Below are 18,241 nucleotides of genomic sequence, written 5' to 3'. Positions count from 1 at the left end.
ATGAGAACGCTGGTATTTTACGACGAGCATTTTCCTTACGAAGGCGAACGTCCGTCTGCAGAGGCACTGGAGCGAGTGCGGGAATGGGCGGAGATCGCCAGTGCTGCGGATGTGGTCGAGCGTTTGACGGAAGGGGGCTGGGATGCCCTGATTCACCTGCATGGACCGTACTTCCCGAAGGCGGCTTGGACCGCTATCGAAGGCCACCTGAAGGTTGGCGGCGGCCTGGTACATGCAGGAGGTGTGCCTTTCCGCAGGCCGGTCCGCGAGCTGAACGGAAGCTGGCATGCCGAACGTGAGCAGCTGGCTTATCATCAGCGAATGGATATCCATGATGTGCTGGCGGTTGACGTATCGCGCGTCCGGGAGCTGAAGGCTTCTGCCGAATTTCCGATTCTGCACGGACGCGAGGAGCTGTTCGGCATCGAGCCGACCTGGGGCTTGACGCTGCATCCGACCAAAGCGAGCGACATCCCGGCCGAGATGGGGGCATGCGGTCCGATGGACGCCGTCATCTCGCCGCTGCTGATCGGCATGGACCGTGATCGACGAGAGCGGTCCGCTCCGGTCGTCATGCTGGAACAGCATAAGGGCGATTACGCGGGGGGCCGCTGGATTCTGATCAACCAGCAGCTGAGGGCATCGTTCTGGGATACGAAAGGGATGGACATCCTGAAGGATCTGGCCGAATACGCGGGAACAGGCGTGACAGAGCTGTGGCTGAAGCCGAACTATGCCTCTTACGAGCCGGGCGAGCAGATGCGGTTGACGATCCAACTGCAGACGCTGTCCCGGACGTCCGCCCCGGCGCAGACCTGGCATTTTGATGTGAGTCTTATCAAGGAAGACGACGGCGAGACCGTCTGGACCGGACACGAGAAGTCGGAAGCCGGCATGGAACAACGGGATCTGCAGCAGCTTCGCTTGTCCGTACCCGTACGGCTGGAAGCGGGCTTGTACCGGATCGTTTGCGAAGCCGAGTCCGATTCCGGGGAGCGCCGCACCCTGACCCAGGCGGTATGGGGCGTTGATCGTCCGCTGCTGCAGGCGGGAGAGCGGCTGGAATGCGGGCGAGATTACTTCCACCGCGGCGGGCGGACGGTTCCGATCGTTGGCATGACGTACATGACCTCCGACGTCGCACGCAAATTTCTCCATCTGCCGAACGTGCAGCGATGGGATGCGGATATGGCGGAGATGAAGCGGGCGGGGATCAACCTGATTCGGACGGGTATATGGACAGGATACCGGATGATCATGTACGCCGACGGTCATGCTGCCGAGGACGTTATGCGGGCGATCGATGCCTTTATCCTGACAGCCAAGCGGCATGAGCTGGAAGTGACGTTTACGTTCTTCTCGTTTGCGCCCGAAGCCTGGGAAGGCGTGAACCCGTACCTGGATCCGCGATCGGTGGAGGCGCAAAAGCGCTTTGTCGCCTCCATCGTGGGACGTCACAGGGGCACGACCAACGTGCATTGGGACCTGATCAATGAGCCTTCGCTGTTCGATCCGAAGCGAATCTTCGAGGGGCCGGTATCGATAGGGGACCGGTTCGAGCGGCAAGCTTGGTCCGAGTGGCTCCGGGAGCGCCACAGGGATGATCTCGCGCTGCTTCAGGAGCGCTGGAACATGACGCCTGGCGAGCTTCCGTCCTTCGACTCGGCGCCGGCGCCGAGTCCGGACGACAAGCTGTTCAACAGCGTGCTGCAGCCGAAGAAGTGGGGACCGTGGATCGATTTCACGCTGTTCACCATGGATATGCACAATCGGTGGGCATCCGAGCTCATCGGCACCATTCGCCGCTCCGATCCCCGCCAACTGGTAACGGTCGGGCAGGATGAGGGCATCTGCTCCCAGCGCCCGTCGCCTTCGTTCTACGGGCCTGCCGTCGATTACACGACGGTCCACTCCTGGTGGCAGAACGATCACCTGGCTTGGGACGGTATATTTACGAAAACGCCGGACAAGCCGAATCTGATCCAGGAGACCGGCATCATGCACGTGCAACGTCCGGACGGCATCGCCAAGCGGACGGAGGAAGAGCTTCGCAGCATCCTGGAGCGGAAGTATGCGTATTCGTTTTCGACCGGGGGCGCGGGTGCCGTGCAGTGGATTTGGAATATTAACTACTTCATGGATAATGCCAACGAATCCAACATCGGAGCGCTTCGGGCGGACGGAACGCAGAAGCCCGAAGCCGATGTGTCCTATGACTTCGGCCGCTTCATGAAGGAAGCAGCCAGTCTGTTCGACGATGAACGACAGCTTGAGGACATCGCCGTCGTTTACCCATATTCGAATGATTTTTCCAGCCGGAAGCTGGCCTATGAAGCGACGACGAGGGCCATGCGCGCGTTGACGTTCGGCATGAACGTCCATCCGCGAGGCATCGGCGAATACCAGTTGGAGGACCTGAAGCGCTATCCGGCCAAGCTGATTATTGTGCCGAGCGCGCACAATTTCGACGATGCCGCGTTTGATCAGCTCCTCGACCTGGCAAGGGAAGGGAGCACGGTCCTGTGGACAGGCCCGCTGCGCACCGATGCGTATTGGGGGCCGGCGACGCACCGCCTGCAGCAGGAGATCGGCGAAACCGTCCATGCTAACGTTCTTCGGGAAGAAACGCTGGAGCTGGCGGGAGAGCATTTCGCCGTTTCGTTCGGCGAACGGAAGATTAACGCGCTGGCGGTGGATCGCCCGGCGGGCCGGTTGGATGGGACGCTAGAGCCCATCACGGTTATCTTGGGCGCGGGACGGTTCATCTGGTGCCCGCTCCCGGTCGAGATGAACGAGCGCTGGGAGCCGATCCAAGCGTTGTACGCGGAAGCTATCCGCTCCGCAGCCGTTTCGCCTGAGCTGGAATGGCTGAAGGGAGGCGAGCTGCCCGGAATCTACGGCCGCAAGCTGGCATTCGGGCATGGAAGCTTGTACGTCTTCGTCTCCGAGCATGGGGCAAGCGCAGAAGTTGAGGTAAGGGATCCGGTAACCGAGGCGGTTTATGCCTTCGAATTGGAACGGGAGCGGACCGTGATGTTCATGACCGATGCCGGGGGACAAGTGCGGACCGTATACCGGCCGGAGGAGGTACGGATCCGGCAGAGCCAATCATCTTGAGGCGTACTCGCCCCTTAAACGGTTGGAAGAGGGTTCCTGGATAGTCACGGCGCGGCCTTCTGCACGATACACATAGAGGGAGGTTCTCCGGCCGAGCGGATCGTGCCGGAGGGCCTTTTTCTTCAATCGGGAACGTCGGAAGGGCTGCTGCTTGGGCGGTGTGGCGTTGAATCCGATGGGAAAGAGCCTAAACCCGAACCCCTATAGGATGGGGGAACATTCAACGAACGATTGCATGTAATCATTTTGAATGATTTTAACTGGAAAAAGGAAGGGTGTGCGCCATGGACTACAAGGACGCTGCATGGCCAGTTTCGCGGCGGGTCGAGGACTTGCTGGAGCGGATGACGGCGGCGGAGAAAATCGGACAGCTGATCCAGCCGTTCGGCTGGAAAGCTTACATAAAGAACGACGACGGTACGATCAAGCTTACCGAGGAGTTCAAGTCGCAGCTTGCGGAGGGAGGAATCGGTTCTTTGTACGGTACGCTGCGGGCCGATCCCTGGACCGGGGTGACGCTGGCGAACGGACTGTCCCCGCGGGAAGGGGCGGAAGCGGTTAATGCGATTCAGCGTTACGCGATGGAGCACTCTCGACTGGGGATTCCGATTCTGTTCGGGGAAGAATGCTCCCACGGACATATGGCGATCGGGGCGACGGTGTTCCCCGTACCGCTCACGATCGGGAGCACCTGGAACACGGAGCTGTTCCGCAGCATAAGCCGCGCCGTTGCCGCCGAGACAAGGGCTCAGGGGGGAGCAGCCACCTATTCGCCGGTGCTGGACGTGGTACGGGATCCCCGCTGGGGCCGTACCGAAGAAACCTTTGGCGAGGACCCCCATTTGGTGGCCGAATTTGCGGTTGCCGCCGTGCAGGGACTGCAAGGAGAGCGCCTTGATTCGCATACCAGCCTGCTGGCTACGCTGAAGCATTTCGCAGGCTACGGCGCTTCCGAAGGAGGGCGCAATGGGGCACCGGTGCATATCGGGCTCCGGGAGCTCCACGAAGTCGATCTGCTGCCGTTTCGCAAGGCCGTTGAAGCGGGAGCCTTGTCGGTCATGACGGCCTACAACGAAATCGACGGAGTACCTTGCACGTCCAGCCGGTACCTGCTGCAAGACGTGCTCCGCGAGGCATGGAACTTCGACGGCTTCGTCATTACCGATTGCGGCGCTATCCATATGTTGGCATGCGGTCATAATACGGCCGGAAATGGCGTGGAAGCGGCAGCCCAGTCGCTAAAAGCTGGTGTCGACATGGAGATGTCCGGGACCATGTTCAGGGCACATCTTCACCAAGCGCTGGAGCAAGGGCTGATCACCGAAGACGATCTGAATAAGGCAGCCGGCCGCGTGTTGGAACTGAAGTTTCGGCTGGGTCTCTTTGATCGGCCTTATATGGATCCAGCCTGGGCAGAGCAGGTCATAGGCTGCAAAGAGCATATCGCACTGGCCTACCAAGCAGCGGCTGAAGGAATCGTGCTCCTGAAGAACGAGGGGAACATGCTGCCTCTGGGTCCGAGTGTCGGAACGATTGCCGTCATTGGCCCCAACGCCCATGCGCCGTATAATCAGCTTGGCGATTATACCTCCCCTCAGCCGTCGGGGGAGATCGTGACGGTGCTGGACGGCATCCGCCGACGGCTGGGAGACAGCCGCGTTCTGTATGCGCCGGGCTGCCGCATTCAAGGCGATTCAAGGGAAGGGTTTCCTCGGGCGCTGGCGTGCGCCGAGCAAGCCGATGTCATCGTGATGGTGCTTGGCGGCTCTAGCGCACGGGATTTCGGGGAGGGCACCATCGATCTGAGAACCGGCGCCTCGGTCGTGACCGGGCATGCCGAGAGCGATATGGAATGCGGGGAAGGGATTGACCGCTCGACCCTGACGCTGATGGGCGTGCAGTTGGAGTTGCTGAAGGAGATCCATAAGCTTGGCAAGCCGGTGGTCGTCGTCTATATTAACGGACGGCCGATTACGGAGCCGTGGATCGACGAGTTTATTCCGGCGATCGTAGAAGCTTGGTATCCCGGCCAGGAGGGAGGCAACGCGATCGCGGACGTACTGTTCGGCGACGTCAATCCCTCCGGTCGGCTGCCGCTGTCCATTCCGAAGGAGGTCGGTCAGCTGCCGATTCCTTATAATGCAAGACGGACCCGGGGCAAGCGTTACCTGGAGACGGATTTGGAGCCCCAATATCCGTTCGGCTACGGGTTAAGTTATACGGAATTCCGTTACGGCCACCTGACGGTCGAGCCGGAGTTCATCCCAATAGGTGGCGAAGCCACGGTCCGGATCGACGTGACCAACTCGGGAGCTCGGGACGGCGTGGAAGTCGTTCAGTTGTACGTCTCGGATTTGTCCGCCTCCGTGACCCGGCCGGAGAAGGCTCTGAAAGGGTTCCGAAAAGTATTCTTGAAGGCAGGGGAGACGCAGGAAGTGACGTTCACCATCGGCAGCGAGCAGTTGGAACTAATCGGCCTTGACATGAAGCCCGTGGTGGAGCCCGGCGAGTTCCGCATTCAGGTCGGCCCCGACTCGACAAGAGGAGAGATCGCGAGTTTGCAGGTGAAAGGCTAAGAATCACAAGGTCCAATGGGGCTGGACAACGGGCTTCCCAACCAGCCCCTCGACCGCAGACTCTCTTGGCGGCTTCGACGGAGGGGAAGCCTGCAGCACCACCAACCTGCAGAATGAGAGGTGGATGGGGTGCTGAACGCGTTGAAAAAAGGATAACCGAATCCAATGGAGAATACCCATATATAAGCCAATTGCTGTGCTCATATCGTGTGTAGAATCCGGGGGCTTTTTCGACGGGATCGATGTTGTATTAGGATATCGTGCATTCCAATCGACCGATAAAGCGATCAAGAGAGGAGAGAGCAGAATGAACAAACCGTATCTTCAATTGTACGACTATCACATGTGGGCGAACGAAAGAGTTTTGAATCATTTGCAATCCTTGCCGGAAGGCGTGTTTCTCCAGGAAGTGAATCTGGGCTTCAACTCCATCGCGGAAGTCCTCGGTCACCTTGCAGCTGCGGAGGAAGTTTGGTTTGCCCGAATCAAGGAGGAAAGTCCTCCGTCGCTTGTCGCGAGACCATTTGCAAATATGGAAGCAGCTCGTCAATACATGAGCCAGCTCCAAACCGAGCATCGTGAATATTTAACGTCGGCTCACGATATGGGGAAGGTTGTGACTTATCACAACACTGCGGGGGAAGCATTTCAAAATTCGATTTCGGAGATTCTCCAGCAGGTCGTAAATCATGGAACATATCATAGAGGCAATATCACTACAATGCTCCGGCATCTAGGACACAAGGGGATCATAACGGATTACATTGCCTTTTTAAGAGCGTAGCTTAAACGCACTACACATAGGGGACTTCCTGTTGCCATGATTTTCATGAGCCGGGGGAGTCCTTTTGCTATTTTTACCAAACGGAAATGAGGATGTAATATAGAATGAGAATGTTAGGAACAAGAAGGATGGTATTATGAAAATATACAGGCTGGATGAGCTGGAAGGTTCATGTTACATAGAGGTATTGCCGGGGCCTTACCGGAATCGGTGCTGGAACGTGGATTCGATCTATATGGATGAAGAGACTTTCGGTTACCTGGAAAGCGCCGTTGAAAAAGAATATGAACCGTACGACCACTATGCATTCAATGAATTGGATGCAGAAAGATGGAGGCGGATCGTGAACAGACTTGAAGAAACCCTGATTTTCTTGAAAGGCAGTCCCCAAGCGGAGGAGTTGAAGGAGCATATTGGCTTCATATTTACTTCGTCTGAAACGGATTTTATCGAGGCCCTGGAAGAGAATATGGATCAATTAATCCGGCTCATGCAGGAATTCGTGGACTGGATCGCGCTTCAACTGCAGAATCACAAGGTCATTAGCATATTAGGTATATAGATCAATCAATCATTATCGATTAAAAACCCAAGCGTTAAATATGACTCCATTCGCTACGATGCGAAGAAGAACAACAGGGTCTTGAATGTGCCTTGGGAATCGTTTTAGGTAGAGATTGTTTATAAATATAAATGGTATAGTTCTTCCTGTGGCTCTCTTATATGATGTAAGGAATGCCTCTAAAGAAATAGATTCTAATCGCTTCACCTAACATGCGGATTACAGGTTCAAACTTTACGATCCTGTTTAGCCACCAGGCTCGCAATAGACGGAAGCATCATTAACTATAATCGAAAAGGTGATTGCTATGAAAACAATTAGAAGATCCAAAATCGTTGAAGGTACAACCATCCCGGGGATGATTTGCAACGGAGGGCAGTACTTTTATATTGATGTAGATATTTATGATGATGGCATGACGAATTGCTGGGAACTTGTTGACCTTAAAGGCTTAAAAAACAAGATCGACTCCAACTGGCTGACGCCTGTCGTACCGGTTGGCCAAAATCTGTCTATACATGGCCTGGGTGCGTTCCAAGTGAAGGAAGCGAACTGGAGATTTAATCAAGAAAGCTACTATGAGCACATTGAGCAGACCATTCGGCTCTTGAATCCGGAATTCGTGAATATATATGAAATTTCAGAGCGGGAGCAGAAGCAATGGGAAGCCAGAAGAGTGGCCCATTCCCCCCGTCCCACTGATTTTTATGTAAAAAGCGAACTGTTCTATCAGACGGTGGAGGGTGACGGCTTCAACATTTTCATGAAATACGAAGGTGCGAACTATTTAGTTCATCTGAATGTTTACCAGGACGGTCAAGTCATGATCTACAACCTGCCTCAAGACGTCCAGTGCCATCTTGACGAAGCAAACGTTTGGTTTCAGGACGGGACTTTGTTTACTACCTTTGATAGGGAATTGCCTATTCGCATGGCCGGACTTGGAGAGGTTACATTATCTGAACCGCTGTATGCGGCAGAGATCGAGGAGAAACATAAGGAATTCATGGATCTTCACAAGAAACTGAATGGAGAGAAAACAGCGCTCGAAGAATGCAGGGATGCTTATTATTCATATTTAGAAAATCCCATCGAGTTTTACAGAGAAAAACTTAGAGAGAAATATGAACGAGTACCTGAGCATGAGAGAATGTATCTAGGCGATATGGATACTAAAGATTGGGATTACCAAAGAATCCTCTATCGACCGGATGAGAAAAGAGAAGTGTAATGATACTGATTTAGAGGGCATTAACAGCGAAAAAATACATATAGATTGGAGAGTTTTATCCTATGTATAGTTTGTACGGAGAGCTGTGTACGGAAGTGTATGATCTGAGTAAACCATTAGGTTTCTCGTTTGGCGACGTGGAGTATTATTTAGAGCGTCTGAAGGACGTAAAAGGAAAAGTCCTGGAAGTCGGCTGTGGATCAGGCAGGGTGTTAATTCCGTTGCTTCAAGCGGGGATCGATATGGAAGGTGTCGATAACTCAGCAGCCATGCTGGATTCTTGCAGAAGACGAGTCGAGGAATTGGGTCTTGCAACTAAACTGTATGAAGACGAAATGCATAACTTTGCATTGACGGATTCATATGAAGCCATTATCATTCCCGCCGGATCTTTCCAATTAGTGGAGGGTCGGGAGCAGGCAGTCGCGGCACTGCATCATTTTTATTCTCATCTGAAACCTGGTGGCAGATTAATTATGGATTTGTTTATTCCTACTGATATCGAAGCGAATCATGCCTCTACTAGAACTTGGGAAACTTCTGATCATGAAGTGATCATATTAGAAGAAAGAATCACGGAAATGAATCTGCTGGAGCAGAATACTGTGTCGATTATGAAATATGAAAAGTGGAAGGAAGGGAATCTGATTCAGACCGAGCTGCAACGGTTTCCTCTAAGTTGGTATGGATATCACGAATTTGAACTCATGCTAGAGAAGCAGGGTTATGAAGAGATCACGAAATCGGCTGACTATGCATGGTTGAATAAACCCGTTAAAGCGGATCAGATGATTACATTCGAGGCTAGGAAAGCTCCGATAGGGCGCTAGTAGAACTAGTGCTCTCAGGGGGGGATCCATAGGTGCGTGGGAACCCTGTGCAGGGATTAATTAGAATCAGTGAGGTGATTGAATGCCGTATGACGCAGACTTAACCTCCGCAGACGTGGATCGATTACTCCAATTCCTCGAATATTTCCAGGATCCTGGGTCCGTTTTTTACCATGAAGTAAATGGATACATGTGCGAAAGTGAGAAAATTGGAAGTTTTCGTAAAGCGTTAGATGATGTCGGCTTCTTAATGGTATTTAACTGGAGCGACTGGTTAATGGAGAACGAGATCTATAGGAACTTAGATAACAATATGGATACCAGCATCATGAACGCCGATCTGGAAACCCTTAGAAAATTAATGACCAGTTATATTCGCGGGGATCGATTTAACGAAGGGTTATTTATCAGCGTATGTATAAAAGGGCATGCAGCTCAAATTTTGTTAAGACTGAGAGAATTAAAGGGCACGTTATCATGATCATACGCATACTTGTCATCGTCGGCATGTTGGTAGAGCAATATAAAACAGAGCAAGATGCGCAGGAACACTTATTCAATTCAATTTAAGTGATGATAAAAGGTTACTTCTGGCCGAATATAAAATGCATGCCTATTTCGTTGGGGAATTGATCGAAACAGAGGAGGGCTTTGCAGCTGTGAAGCTGACTCCAACGCTCGATGTTTCTGTTTGGATCGTTCATTCTTGCTCTTTTAACATACATTAATAATAACAACAAGAAAAAGTAAAAACCCACCCAAAGGTTAAGCGCCGAAGGTGGGTTTTTCGTTCCTGAATGACTTAGAAGGGAATAAACCATCCAAGCCAATGGAGATCTATGGAGAACACGTAATCTTATCTAGAATCACAAACGATGACTTGGATTTTATATGCAGGATTGAATGCGATCGAGATTTATGGCAGTTTGAAGAATCAGTACCGTCCGACGAACAAGTTGTTCGAAGCAACTATCTGGACAAAATCAATGAGGGAAGCGAAACAACAAGCTATGATTTTATCGTTCGTTTAGTGAATGATCGGAATAGAACTCCAATCGGACTTGCTCAAGTGTGGAGTTATATCGACTACAGGAAGAGTTGGGAATTGGGATTTGCGATCCTTCCTCAACATTGCGGACAGGGATACGGAAGTGAGGCTGCTAAGCTCCTTTTGAAATTTGCTTTTGAACAACTGCACGCGCATAAAGTGGTTGGTATGTGCAATTCGCAAAATGCTCGATCTGCAGCTCTTATGGAGCATATCGGTATGACCCAAGAAGCTGTTTTTAAAGAAGAGCTTTTTTGGAAGGGAGAGTGGACGGATCAGTTCTATTACTCCATTCTTGAAAAAGAGTTCTTTGAAGGTAAACAGTTGTAGGAAAGACTAGTTGAGCTGAAACTAATAGCAACCATGCGTTCCGTTCTAGGAGCCGGTTTAATGAATCGTTAATGCCAATCTCAATCTGGAGGGGCTCATGAAAGTAGCAAAACGCGTTCTAATCTTTTTTGTGTTGATTGTTATTACATCATGTAAGACCAACTCTGAAGGTTCAACTACAAATTATATGTATTTAACTGAGCAGCCGGTTGAGCTTATTGAATCCAAACTGGAATTTACCCCGGAGATTCCAACATACATCCCAATTGATGTAACAGAAGAAACCGCTTCTTTGGAATCGTATGAAACCAAGCAAGGGAAATTTCAGGAAGTGGTATATCACCATAGGAATACTAATAAACAGCAGCTTTATAATTTAATCATTACTTATGATGAGACTGACCAGATATACAGTGAACAATCCATTGCGAGAGGGAAAGTAAGCCACGCTCTGGATCATGGCATTCAAGGATATTATGAAGAAGATGATGATGATCAATCATTGTGGTGGAGAAATAACGGCTTAACGTATAGATTTGTATATTTTCTTAATGAAGGCCAGCCTAAGTTAGATAAGCAAGAATTAATTCAGTCCGCTAACTCGGTTGAGCAGCTTCAACCTAATTGACCCGTTAATTCAGAAAAAGATAGCTTCCGTTTTTATTCATGTTAACCATATGGAAAAAGCGGTAGAATGGTGGTATACGAGGCTTCTGAGTGTACCTTTCGGATTCGGTCCTTATGGGAGATGTACAGCTCCCGGACGGGAACTTCATGAGGATCGTACAAGAATTGAACAATCATATCGGAGGGGGAGAGAACATGATCCAATCCATTGTCCATATCGCCTTAGTCGTGAAGGACTATGATGAGGCTATCGCATTTTATACCGAAAAGCTGAATTTCACCTTGATTGAAGATACATACCAGCCTGAACAAGATAAACGTTGGGTGGTCGTAGCACCTCCCGGATCGGCTGGCACGACAATATTGCTTGCCAAGGCGTCCAAGCCGGAGCAAGAGCCATTTATAGGCAACCAGTCGGGCGGCAGGGTGTTCCTATTCTTAAACACGGATGATTTCTGGAGAGATTACCGTGAAATGGTATCGCGGGGAATTGAGTTTGTAAGAGAGCCCAAAGAAGCGGATTACGGCATGGTGGCGGTATTCAAGGATTTATACGGGAACCTGTGGGATTTGCTGGAGTTGAAGGAAGATCATCCATTGATGAAACGGACGAAGTAATCGGTATATCATATCGATCGTATATTCAAGAAACTACAAGGAGGAAGCAGCAGATGTCTAAAATTCTCAATGTGATTGTCATTGCAGCGCATCCGGATGAACCTGAAATCTATGCTGGCGCGATCTCGGCAGCTTACGCGGAGATGGGGCATCGGGTGAAGTTCGTAACGTTAACCGATGGATGCTGTGGTCATCATGAAATGAGCGGGCAGCAGCTGGTCGAACGTCGGATTCAAGAAGCGCAAGAGGCAGCAAAATGTCTTGGGGTACTGGAATACGTCGTTCTACCTATTCCCGATGGCGAATTGATGCCAACGCCCGAAGTACGCAAGGAAGTGATCCGTCAAATTCGTGGCTGGGAGGCTGATATCGTCATTACGTTCCATCCGGACGGTCCCGGTCATGTGGATAACCGCAATGTCGGGAAGGTAGTGCGGGATGCGGCAGATTTTGTTGCGAACGTACCTAATGCCGTCCCTGAAGTGCCGTCATTGAAGAAATCGCCGATATTTCTGCTGATGCCGGATTATGCAGCACGGGCGACGTATCAATCGGATATTGTCTTCGATGCAGGAAGCGTCATCGAGAAGAAATTGCTGGCCTGTGATGCCCACGCTTCCCAATTCTATGAGTTTGCACCTTGGCAGGGCGGTTTCTTGGATGCGGTACCGAATACCTGGGAAGAGAAGCGGGACTTTATTCTGAAGTATTGGGATCGGTTCCTGAGCGTCTCGAACGAAATGCTGCCTTCACTTGCGAAGCAATATGGCCAAGACCATGCAGCCAGCGTACAATATGCAGAGCCTTTCGAAATTGCTGATTATGGCAGAAGACCGAATGAAGCTGAAATGAAGGTTTTGTTCCCGATGTTAACCGGTACTCATGTGTAATCTATTCTTGGTTAGATCAGAAATAAAAGAGCGGATTCCTTTCTCAGGGAAATCCGCTTTCTTTTATGATCCGAAAAATAGGCTTACACCTTCTCCAAAGGTGATTCTACAACCGGACAGAACTCGGGATTCGTCGAACTTAAGCGTTCGGCAAATTGCGGCTGGAGCTTGGCAAGCTCCGTATAATAACTTCCGATCACGTGGTTTCCGCTCACCGACCCATTCTGGAAGGTCAAGGGCCATTGGGTATGCACATGGCTGTAATAGAATTTCTTCTCTCGTTTTGGCATCTTGTAGATATGAGGCGGGGCGTGCGTTACGACGTCAAACAGGTTAGCAATGCGGCAGCTGCTTCGAACATATTTGGCAAAGACCTTGGCAAAATCGGGATCTCCCACACGAGGGGACCCATAGGTAAACACATAAGGGGATTGGTGGTCCGTGTTGGCGGCCACATCGACTGCGCATAAGGTTGCGAGCGCTCCTCCAAGGCTGTGGCCGGTAATGAACAGTGTCTTGTGGGTAGGAAGTTGGTTAAGTGCCGACATAATCTGGCCGCGAGCAGAGGCGTATATGTTAGTGAAACCGCGGTGTGTGAGAGAAGAGTCCTTAATATATTTGAAGTTTTTTTGGGAGGCGATGGCATCTGAGATCCAGTTTGTCGTGGAACTGGTGCCCCGAAAGGCGATAATAATTTCATCCGGTGACTCTAGAATAAACCCAAAGCGCTCGGACACGCTGATTAAGGAGTTCGCCTCAATGGTGTCATAAAGCGAATAATTTAGCGGAAGGACAAATGAGCCGTCCGTATTGGTGAATTGTGTATAGGTCTGTCCGCAGATCGCTGCCAAGAAAATGGCCCATTGTTCTCGTTCCATGCTCGTACCCATGCACATCCCGCCCTTCTGTTCTCCTACACTATATTAGGGTGTGGAAGGAAAGGTGCCTATACGCCTAAGAATGGCATATTTGCCATCAAGCTCAAGCCTATACACAGGATTTTATCATTAGAAGGTTTGGGTAGAACCAAGTTATATGGTACGATTCAATAGACGTTCTTGGTCGACCGGTGCATATGAGCATGCACATCATCAGAGTGTACTTTAATGATACAGAGAGCAGGGTTATATAGAATGACGGACAATATTCAACAACGCTTCCGTTACAGTGAAGCACCCATTTGGGAACTACAGCGGAATTATTACGAAGAACTGGGGATGAAAGCCTGGAATAATGATCAGGTTCCACAGTATATTACGAGCAACCCTATGATTGCTACAGCTTACGCCGAAATTATATTCGGATTCCTTCGGGACCGCGCCGATCAAGCTGATCTCACCGAAACTGTAACAATTCTTGAATTGGGAGCCGGAGCTGGGCGCCTCGGTTATCATGTGCTGCACAAGCTGTGCGAGCTGAGAGATTTTGCGGGTATAGCACTGCCCCCTTTCCGCTATGTCATGACCGATCTGCCGATTAAAAATGTTACAGCATGGAATCAACATCCTGCCATGCAATCCTATATTGAACAGGGACTGCTGGACTTCGCGAGGTTCGATGCCGTGCATGACACGGAATTGAACCTGGTGGTATCGAAGACAACGATACGTCCGGGAGATCTGAAGCAGCCGCTGCTGGTTGTCGCTAACTACTTTTTTGACGGCATTCCGCAAGAACTGATCTATGTGGGGGAAGGCAAGATTTACGAGAGTGATGTTGTCATCGAATTTCCGGAGCAGCACAACAAGCTCAAGCCAGCTGAAGTGCTGGAACGAATGAAACTGGCATACGAGCATCGCCGTGAACCCAGATACGAGGAGGACACCTACCGGTACCGCGATGTGATTGCCCACTACCAGCAAGAACTGGAGGATTCGCATATCCTGTTTCCAGAGGTGGGTTTGACCTGCATGGAGCGTCTGAATCAGTTATCAACGTCGGGTTTCATGCTTCTCACAGCGGATAAAGGAGATCATCATCTCGATAATTGGAAGTTCGCCGAACCGCCGCAATTAATTTTCCATGGCAGCTTCTCTCTAACAGCAAATTATCATGCGTTTCAGTATGTGTTTGAGCAAAGGGGCGCAGAGGCGATTTTCCCCACGCAGCATTATAAAAATATTAACATCGGCTGTATCCTCATGCTGGAAGCACCCACGAGTTATGCCAATACTCGGATCGCTTACCGCCAATTTATCGAACGCTTCGGACCGGATGAATTCTTCAGTATGAAGGAATGGATCGACCGGAATATTGAGAGCATGGGCATGCAGCAAATTTTGTCTTTTTGGCGATTGGGCGGGTATGACGCCGAGTTCTTCATTCAAAGCGCGAAACGCATATCGAATCTGCTGCCGGATGCAAATGACGAAGAAATACTGGATATCCGAACAGGCATATATAAGATGTGGTCATCGTACTATGTGATGGAGCAGCGTTATGATCTGGCATTGGACGCGGGGCTGGTGCTGTTCGAGATGGATATGTACGAGGATGCGAGGTTCTTCCTGAAGGAATCCGTGGAGACGGATGAAGATGAGCCGGTGTCAACGGTTTTATATTGCTTGGCGATCTGCTGCTATGAGCTTGGTCTTGACGAGGAGGCTTTGGAATACACGCGTGAGGCGCTTGTTCTGGAACCCGATCATGAAGAGGCCTTGGCACTGTTGAAATGTTTTGAGTAAAACACGCATTTCTTAATGTTTGCGAAGGAAGTTACATGTTTTTCTCAGAATTGCATAGAAACGACGCACGCGACCCGGCCTCTGAGATTACAATAAGGCTGGGTCGTTCTGTATTTTGAACCTGATCCACTTACGATCCCAATCGTACAGATGGCCCTGCGAAGATTGTAGTAGTGGAGTATAATGTATAAGGATATTTACGTAAGGATGCTGACAGAAAAACATACAACGATAGGTGAAAAACATGAGAATAGCTTTTTTTGATTCAGGTTTAGGCGGTTTAACGGTGTTATCGGCGGCTATGAAGGAGCTGCCGCATGAAGACTTTTTGTTTTATGCGGACACCCTACATGTGCCATATGGTACCAAAGACAAGGAAGACGTGAAATCTTACATCCATCATGCGATGGAAACGATCATGAAGGAAGAAGTCAAAGCCATCGTCGTTGCATGCAACACGGCTACAAGTATGGCGATTTCCGATCTAAGGAAGGCTTATCCGGTCCCAGTCATCGGGATGGAGCCGGCCGTAAAGCCGGCCGTCGAAATCAATCGTTCCAGCGGGAAGCGAATCTTGGTGCTTGCTACGCCGCTGACCTTAAAGGAATCGAAGTACAGGGATTTGGTTCGACGAGTCGATAGCATGCATATCGTGGACTCCCTGCCTCTGCCGGAGTTGGTAGAGCACTGTGAGGCTTTGAATTTCGATCAAAAGGTCATGAATGCTTACTTTACCAAGCAATTCGAATCCTTCGATATGAATGAGTATGGAACCATCGTCTTGGGCTGTACCCACTATCCTTTTTACAAAAGAATCTTAACGGATCTGCTGCCGGATCACATTCGCATTATAGATGGCAGTAAAGGAACCGTGAACAGGCTCATTCAGGTATTAAGTGACAAGGATCTGCTCAGCTCCAGCGGGCGTCAGGATGTTAAGCTATTAAATTCGAGCCACTCCATGGAGTACACAGAGAAGATGAAGAAGGCACTGAGCATTTATAGAGAAATAGAGGGGTAGGGCAACCGGTGGAGATTCGCTTTCTACCCAATCATTTCAAGGACGAGGTCGTGGTCAAAAGGTTCCAGATATAAGGAGCGTCATGAGAGGAAGTGAGTGATATATATGTATATGATCTCGGCCGTCTTGTATTTCCTCACGCATCACCCGATCTGGTCATTTTTGATAATCTTATTCCTCAGCTTTGCCATGGGTATCCTCCTATCGATATGGCGTAACCACGGAAAGTGGTTTTTTATCTTGCCGATTTTAGGCTTTCTGGCAGCAATGTTCAACATCTTCTTCACGCATCACCTAAATGCCTTATTTCTTAACGCCGTTGGCACGGAAGGTACTGCAGTCGTTGTTTATGCAGAGGAAACAAACTCCCTGTACAATGATCAATATGTTTGGGAGTACGAAGCAGTCCTTAAAACCTCCGAGGGGGAAGATGTGGTGACGAATTTTACTACCATGTCTGCCAGCATCTATCCACTGCGCAATGTCATTCTTATTCCGCCCAAGGGTGAAGTTTTCGTTGCCAAATATGTTCCAGGTTTCGAGGGTAATATCCTCATCATGAGCGACAAGTCAGATTATGGGAAGAAATGGGTACTCAATAAAGACCTGAAACCAGTTGCAAAAGCCGAAGCCCAGCTTGCAACAAGCCCCACCAATCCGACATTCATTTCAGAATACCGCTTGGCACTTCAGGCGTTCATCGAAAAGCACCGTGATGGGCCCGATCCAGATCTAATACGTCAGTATAGGCAAAAACTCGAGGCGCTTGAGGCGATGGAACGCGAGCGGCAGCCTTAGCATATGGAAGGATTCTAGCCATTTTCATCATCTTCAGTGCAGCGCTTGTGCTGCATAAATGGACGGGAAACGAGAGCAAAATAGAGTGATTCAGAGCAGGCTGTTGGCGATCGGAGCCTTGTAGTGACATCTATCTTGCATTCATTAGTTTACTCGTTTCCTAAATTCGTCGGTAGAGTTCAATTACATATAAATTCTCCATATCCTGTCAGGCTTGGTTGTAGCATAATAGCCGATATACGTTTAATTATGAACGCTTGTGTTTGGCAGGCAAGGAGGTTGCAAGATGAAAGAACAAGAGGATATCATTAAAAGATCTTGGGATGAATGGTCAGACTCGTGGTATGTAGGATATCGGACCGAAGAGGTCATAGCCAACATCATTAAACAACCGGAATCCGCATTTCATCCTACAGCGTTCTCCATGATCATGAAGGCTTTCCCAGACCTGGGGGGCAAAAGGATATGTGTTCCTTCAAGCGGAGACAGTCATGCTGTGTTTGCTTTTCATCTCATGGGGGCTAAGGTTACTTCGTGTGACATTTCGGAACGACAGCTGGAGAATAGTTCGGTTATAGCAGAGAAATACGGATGGAATATTGAGTTCATCTGTGACGATACCATGAAGCTGAGCTGCATCAAGAGTGATGAATATGATTTCGTCTACACCTCGAATGGGGTCCATGTATGGATTCATGATTTGAATTCGATGTATACCCAGATCCATCGAATTCTTAAACTAGAAGGGACGTACATGATGTTTGACATTCATCCGTTTATGCGTCCATTTGGAACCAGCTCTACAGAGAAGATCCAAGTGGTGAATCCATATGATTCTACGGGACCTTTTGGAGAAATACCGACGTATAAGTGGCGTATTCAAGATATATTGAACGCCATGATGTCATCCGGTTTGAACGTAAAACATATGGAAGAAATGTTCGCAGTGGACGGCAGATTCTGGGTGGATGAATCCAAAGACGAGGCTAGCCGTTTGTCAGATCAAGAGTTGGAAGATTTCCGCAACTGGCAACTGAACCCGCTTGCAGCGCTTCCTCAGTGGCTATCGATTTATGCTACGAAATAAAATAATAAGACGACGTTTGACCCGACCTAAGAAGAGCA

General features: G+C 49.9%; 17 protein-coding genes. 16 read left to right on the top strand and 1 reads right to left on the bottom strand.

Annotated elements, in window-relative coordinates; all coding sequences use genetic code 11:
• The 12 genes from MKY48_RS23255 (at position 1) to MKY48_RS23200 (ending at position 12,613) form a co-directional block, all read left to right on the top strand.
• The gene (locus MKY48_RS23255) at positions 1-3,117 is read left to right on the top strand and encodes a glycoside hydrolase (RefSeq protein ID WP_339291104.1); all 3,117 of its coding nucleotides are present in this window, start codon (positions 1-3) and stop codon (positions 3,115-3,117) included.
• Between the two features lie 284 nt (positions 3,118-3,401).
• Positions 3,402-5,693, top strand: a complete 2,292-nt coding sequence (locus tag MKY48_RS23250) for a glycoside hydrolase family 3 N-terminal domain-containing protein (protein WP_339266607.1) — start codon at positions 3,402-3,404, stop codon at positions 5,691-5,693.
• A gap of 307 nt (positions 5,694-6,000) precedes the next feature.
• Positions 6,001-6,477 carry a DinB family protein gene (locus MKY48_RS23245; protein ID WP_339266605.1) on the top strand — a complete coding sequence of 159 codons (477 nt, stop codon included), beginning with the start codon at positions 6,001-6,003 and terminating at the stop codon, positions 6,475-6,477.
• 136 nt (positions 6,478-6,613) lie between these two features.
• On the top strand, positions 6,614-7,039 hold the full coding sequence (locus tag MKY48_RS23240) for a hypothetical protein (protein WP_339266603.1): 426 nt from the start codon (positions 6,614-6,616) through the stop codon (positions 7,037-7,039).
• A gap of 307 nt (positions 7,040-7,346) precedes the next feature.
• On the top strand, positions 7,347-8,270 hold the full coding sequence (locus tag MKY48_RS23235; protein WP_339291103.1) for a hypothetical protein: 924 nt from the start codon (positions 7,347-7,349) through the stop codon (positions 8,268-8,270).
• A gap of 62 nt (positions 8,271-8,332) precedes the next feature.
• Positions 8,333-9,100, top strand: coding sequence for a class I SAM-dependent methyltransferase (locus MKY48_RS23230; RefSeq protein WP_339266599.1), 768 nt, complete (start codon positions 8,333-8,335; stop codon positions 9,098-9,100).
• Between the two features lie 82 nt (positions 9,101-9,182).
• Positions 9,183-9,581, top strand: coding sequence for a DUF6508 domain-containing protein (locus MKY48_RS23225; protein WP_339266597.1), 399 nt, complete (start codon positions 9,183-9,185; stop codon positions 9,579-9,581).
• Positions 9,582-9,781: 200 nt separating this feature from the next.
• Positions 9,782-9,850, top strand: coding sequence for a putative holin-like toxin (locus MKY48_RS23220; RefSeq protein ID WP_339273631.1), 69 nt, complete (start codon positions 9,782-9,784; stop codon positions 9,848-9,850).
• Positions 9,851-9,878: 28 nt separating this feature from the next.
• Complete coding sequence (locus tag MKY48_RS23215) at positions 9,879-10,478, top strand: GNAT family N-acetyltransferase (RefSeq protein ID WP_339266595.1); 600 nt, start codon at positions 9,879-9,881, stop codon at positions 10,476-10,478.
• A 97-nt stretch (positions 10,479-10,575) separates the two neighbouring features.
• Positions 10,576-11,106, top strand: a complete 531-nt coding sequence (locus MKY48_RS23210) for a hypothetical protein (RefSeq protein WP_339266594.1) — start codon at positions 10,576-10,578, stop codon at positions 11,104-11,106.
• A 194-nt stretch (positions 11,107-11,300) separates the two neighbouring features.
• Positions 11,301-11,723, top strand: coding sequence for a VOC family protein (locus tag MKY48_RS23205; protein ID WP_339266592.1), 423 nt, complete (start codon positions 11,301-11,303; stop codon positions 11,721-11,723).
• A 53-nt stretch (positions 11,724-11,776) separates the two neighbouring features.
• Positions 11,777-12,613: a PIG-L deacetylase family protein gene (locus tag MKY48_RS23200; protein ID WP_076325230.1), complete on the top strand. Its 837-nt coding sequence runs from the start codon at positions 11,777-11,779 to the stop codon at positions 12,611-12,613.
• Between the two features lie 83 nt (positions 12,614-12,696).
• On the opposite strand, the gene MKY48_RS23195 is transcribed toward MKY48_RS23200, so the two are convergent.
• Positions 12,697-13,503 (bottom strand): lipase family protein, encoded by an 807-nt coding sequence (locus MKY48_RS23195; RefSeq protein ID WP_339266591.1) that lies wholly within the window; start codon positions 13,501-13,503, stop codon positions 12,697-12,699.
• Between the two features lie 243 nt (positions 13,504-13,746).
• Here MKY48_RS23195 and MKY48_RS23190 point away from each other — a divergent pair, with 243 nt between their 5' ends.
• The 4 genes from MKY48_RS23190 to MKY48_RS23175 all read left to right on the top strand — a co-directional run bounded on the left by MKY48_RS23190 (position 13,747) and on the right by MKY48_RS23175 (position 18,203).
• Complete coding sequence (locus MKY48_RS23190) at positions 13,747-15,297, top strand: tetratricopeptide repeat protein (RefSeq protein ID WP_339266589.1); 1,551 nt, start codon at positions 13,747-13,749, stop codon at positions 15,295-15,297.
• Between the two features lie 244 nt (positions 15,298-15,541).
• Positions 15,542-16,318, top strand: coding sequence for a glutamate racemase (murI, locus tag MKY48_RS23185; protein ID WP_339266588.1), 777 nt, complete (start codon positions 15,542-15,544; stop codon positions 16,316-16,318).
• Between the two features lie 105 nt (positions 16,319-16,423).
• Positions 16,424-17,116 (top strand): AtpZ/AtpI family protein, encoded by a 693-nt coding sequence (locus MKY48_RS23180; RefSeq protein ID WP_339266586.1) that lies wholly within the window; start codon positions 16,424-16,426, stop codon positions 17,114-17,116.
• Positions 17,117-17,402: 286 nt separating this feature from the next.
• Positions 17,403-18,203 (top strand): class I SAM-dependent methyltransferase, encoded by an 801-nt coding sequence (locus MKY48_RS23175; protein ID WP_339266584.1) that lies wholly within the window; start codon positions 17,403-17,405, stop codon positions 18,201-18,203.
• Positions 18,204-18,241 lie beyond the last annotated feature (38 nt).

It is taken from the genome of Paenibacillus sp. FSL W8-0187 (assembly GCF_037969755.1).
Classification (GTDB): domain Bacteria; phylum Bacillota; class Bacilli; order Paenibacillales; family Paenibacillaceae; genus Paenibacillus_AQ.
This window is presented reverse-complemented; position numbering and strand designations above follow the sequence as displayed.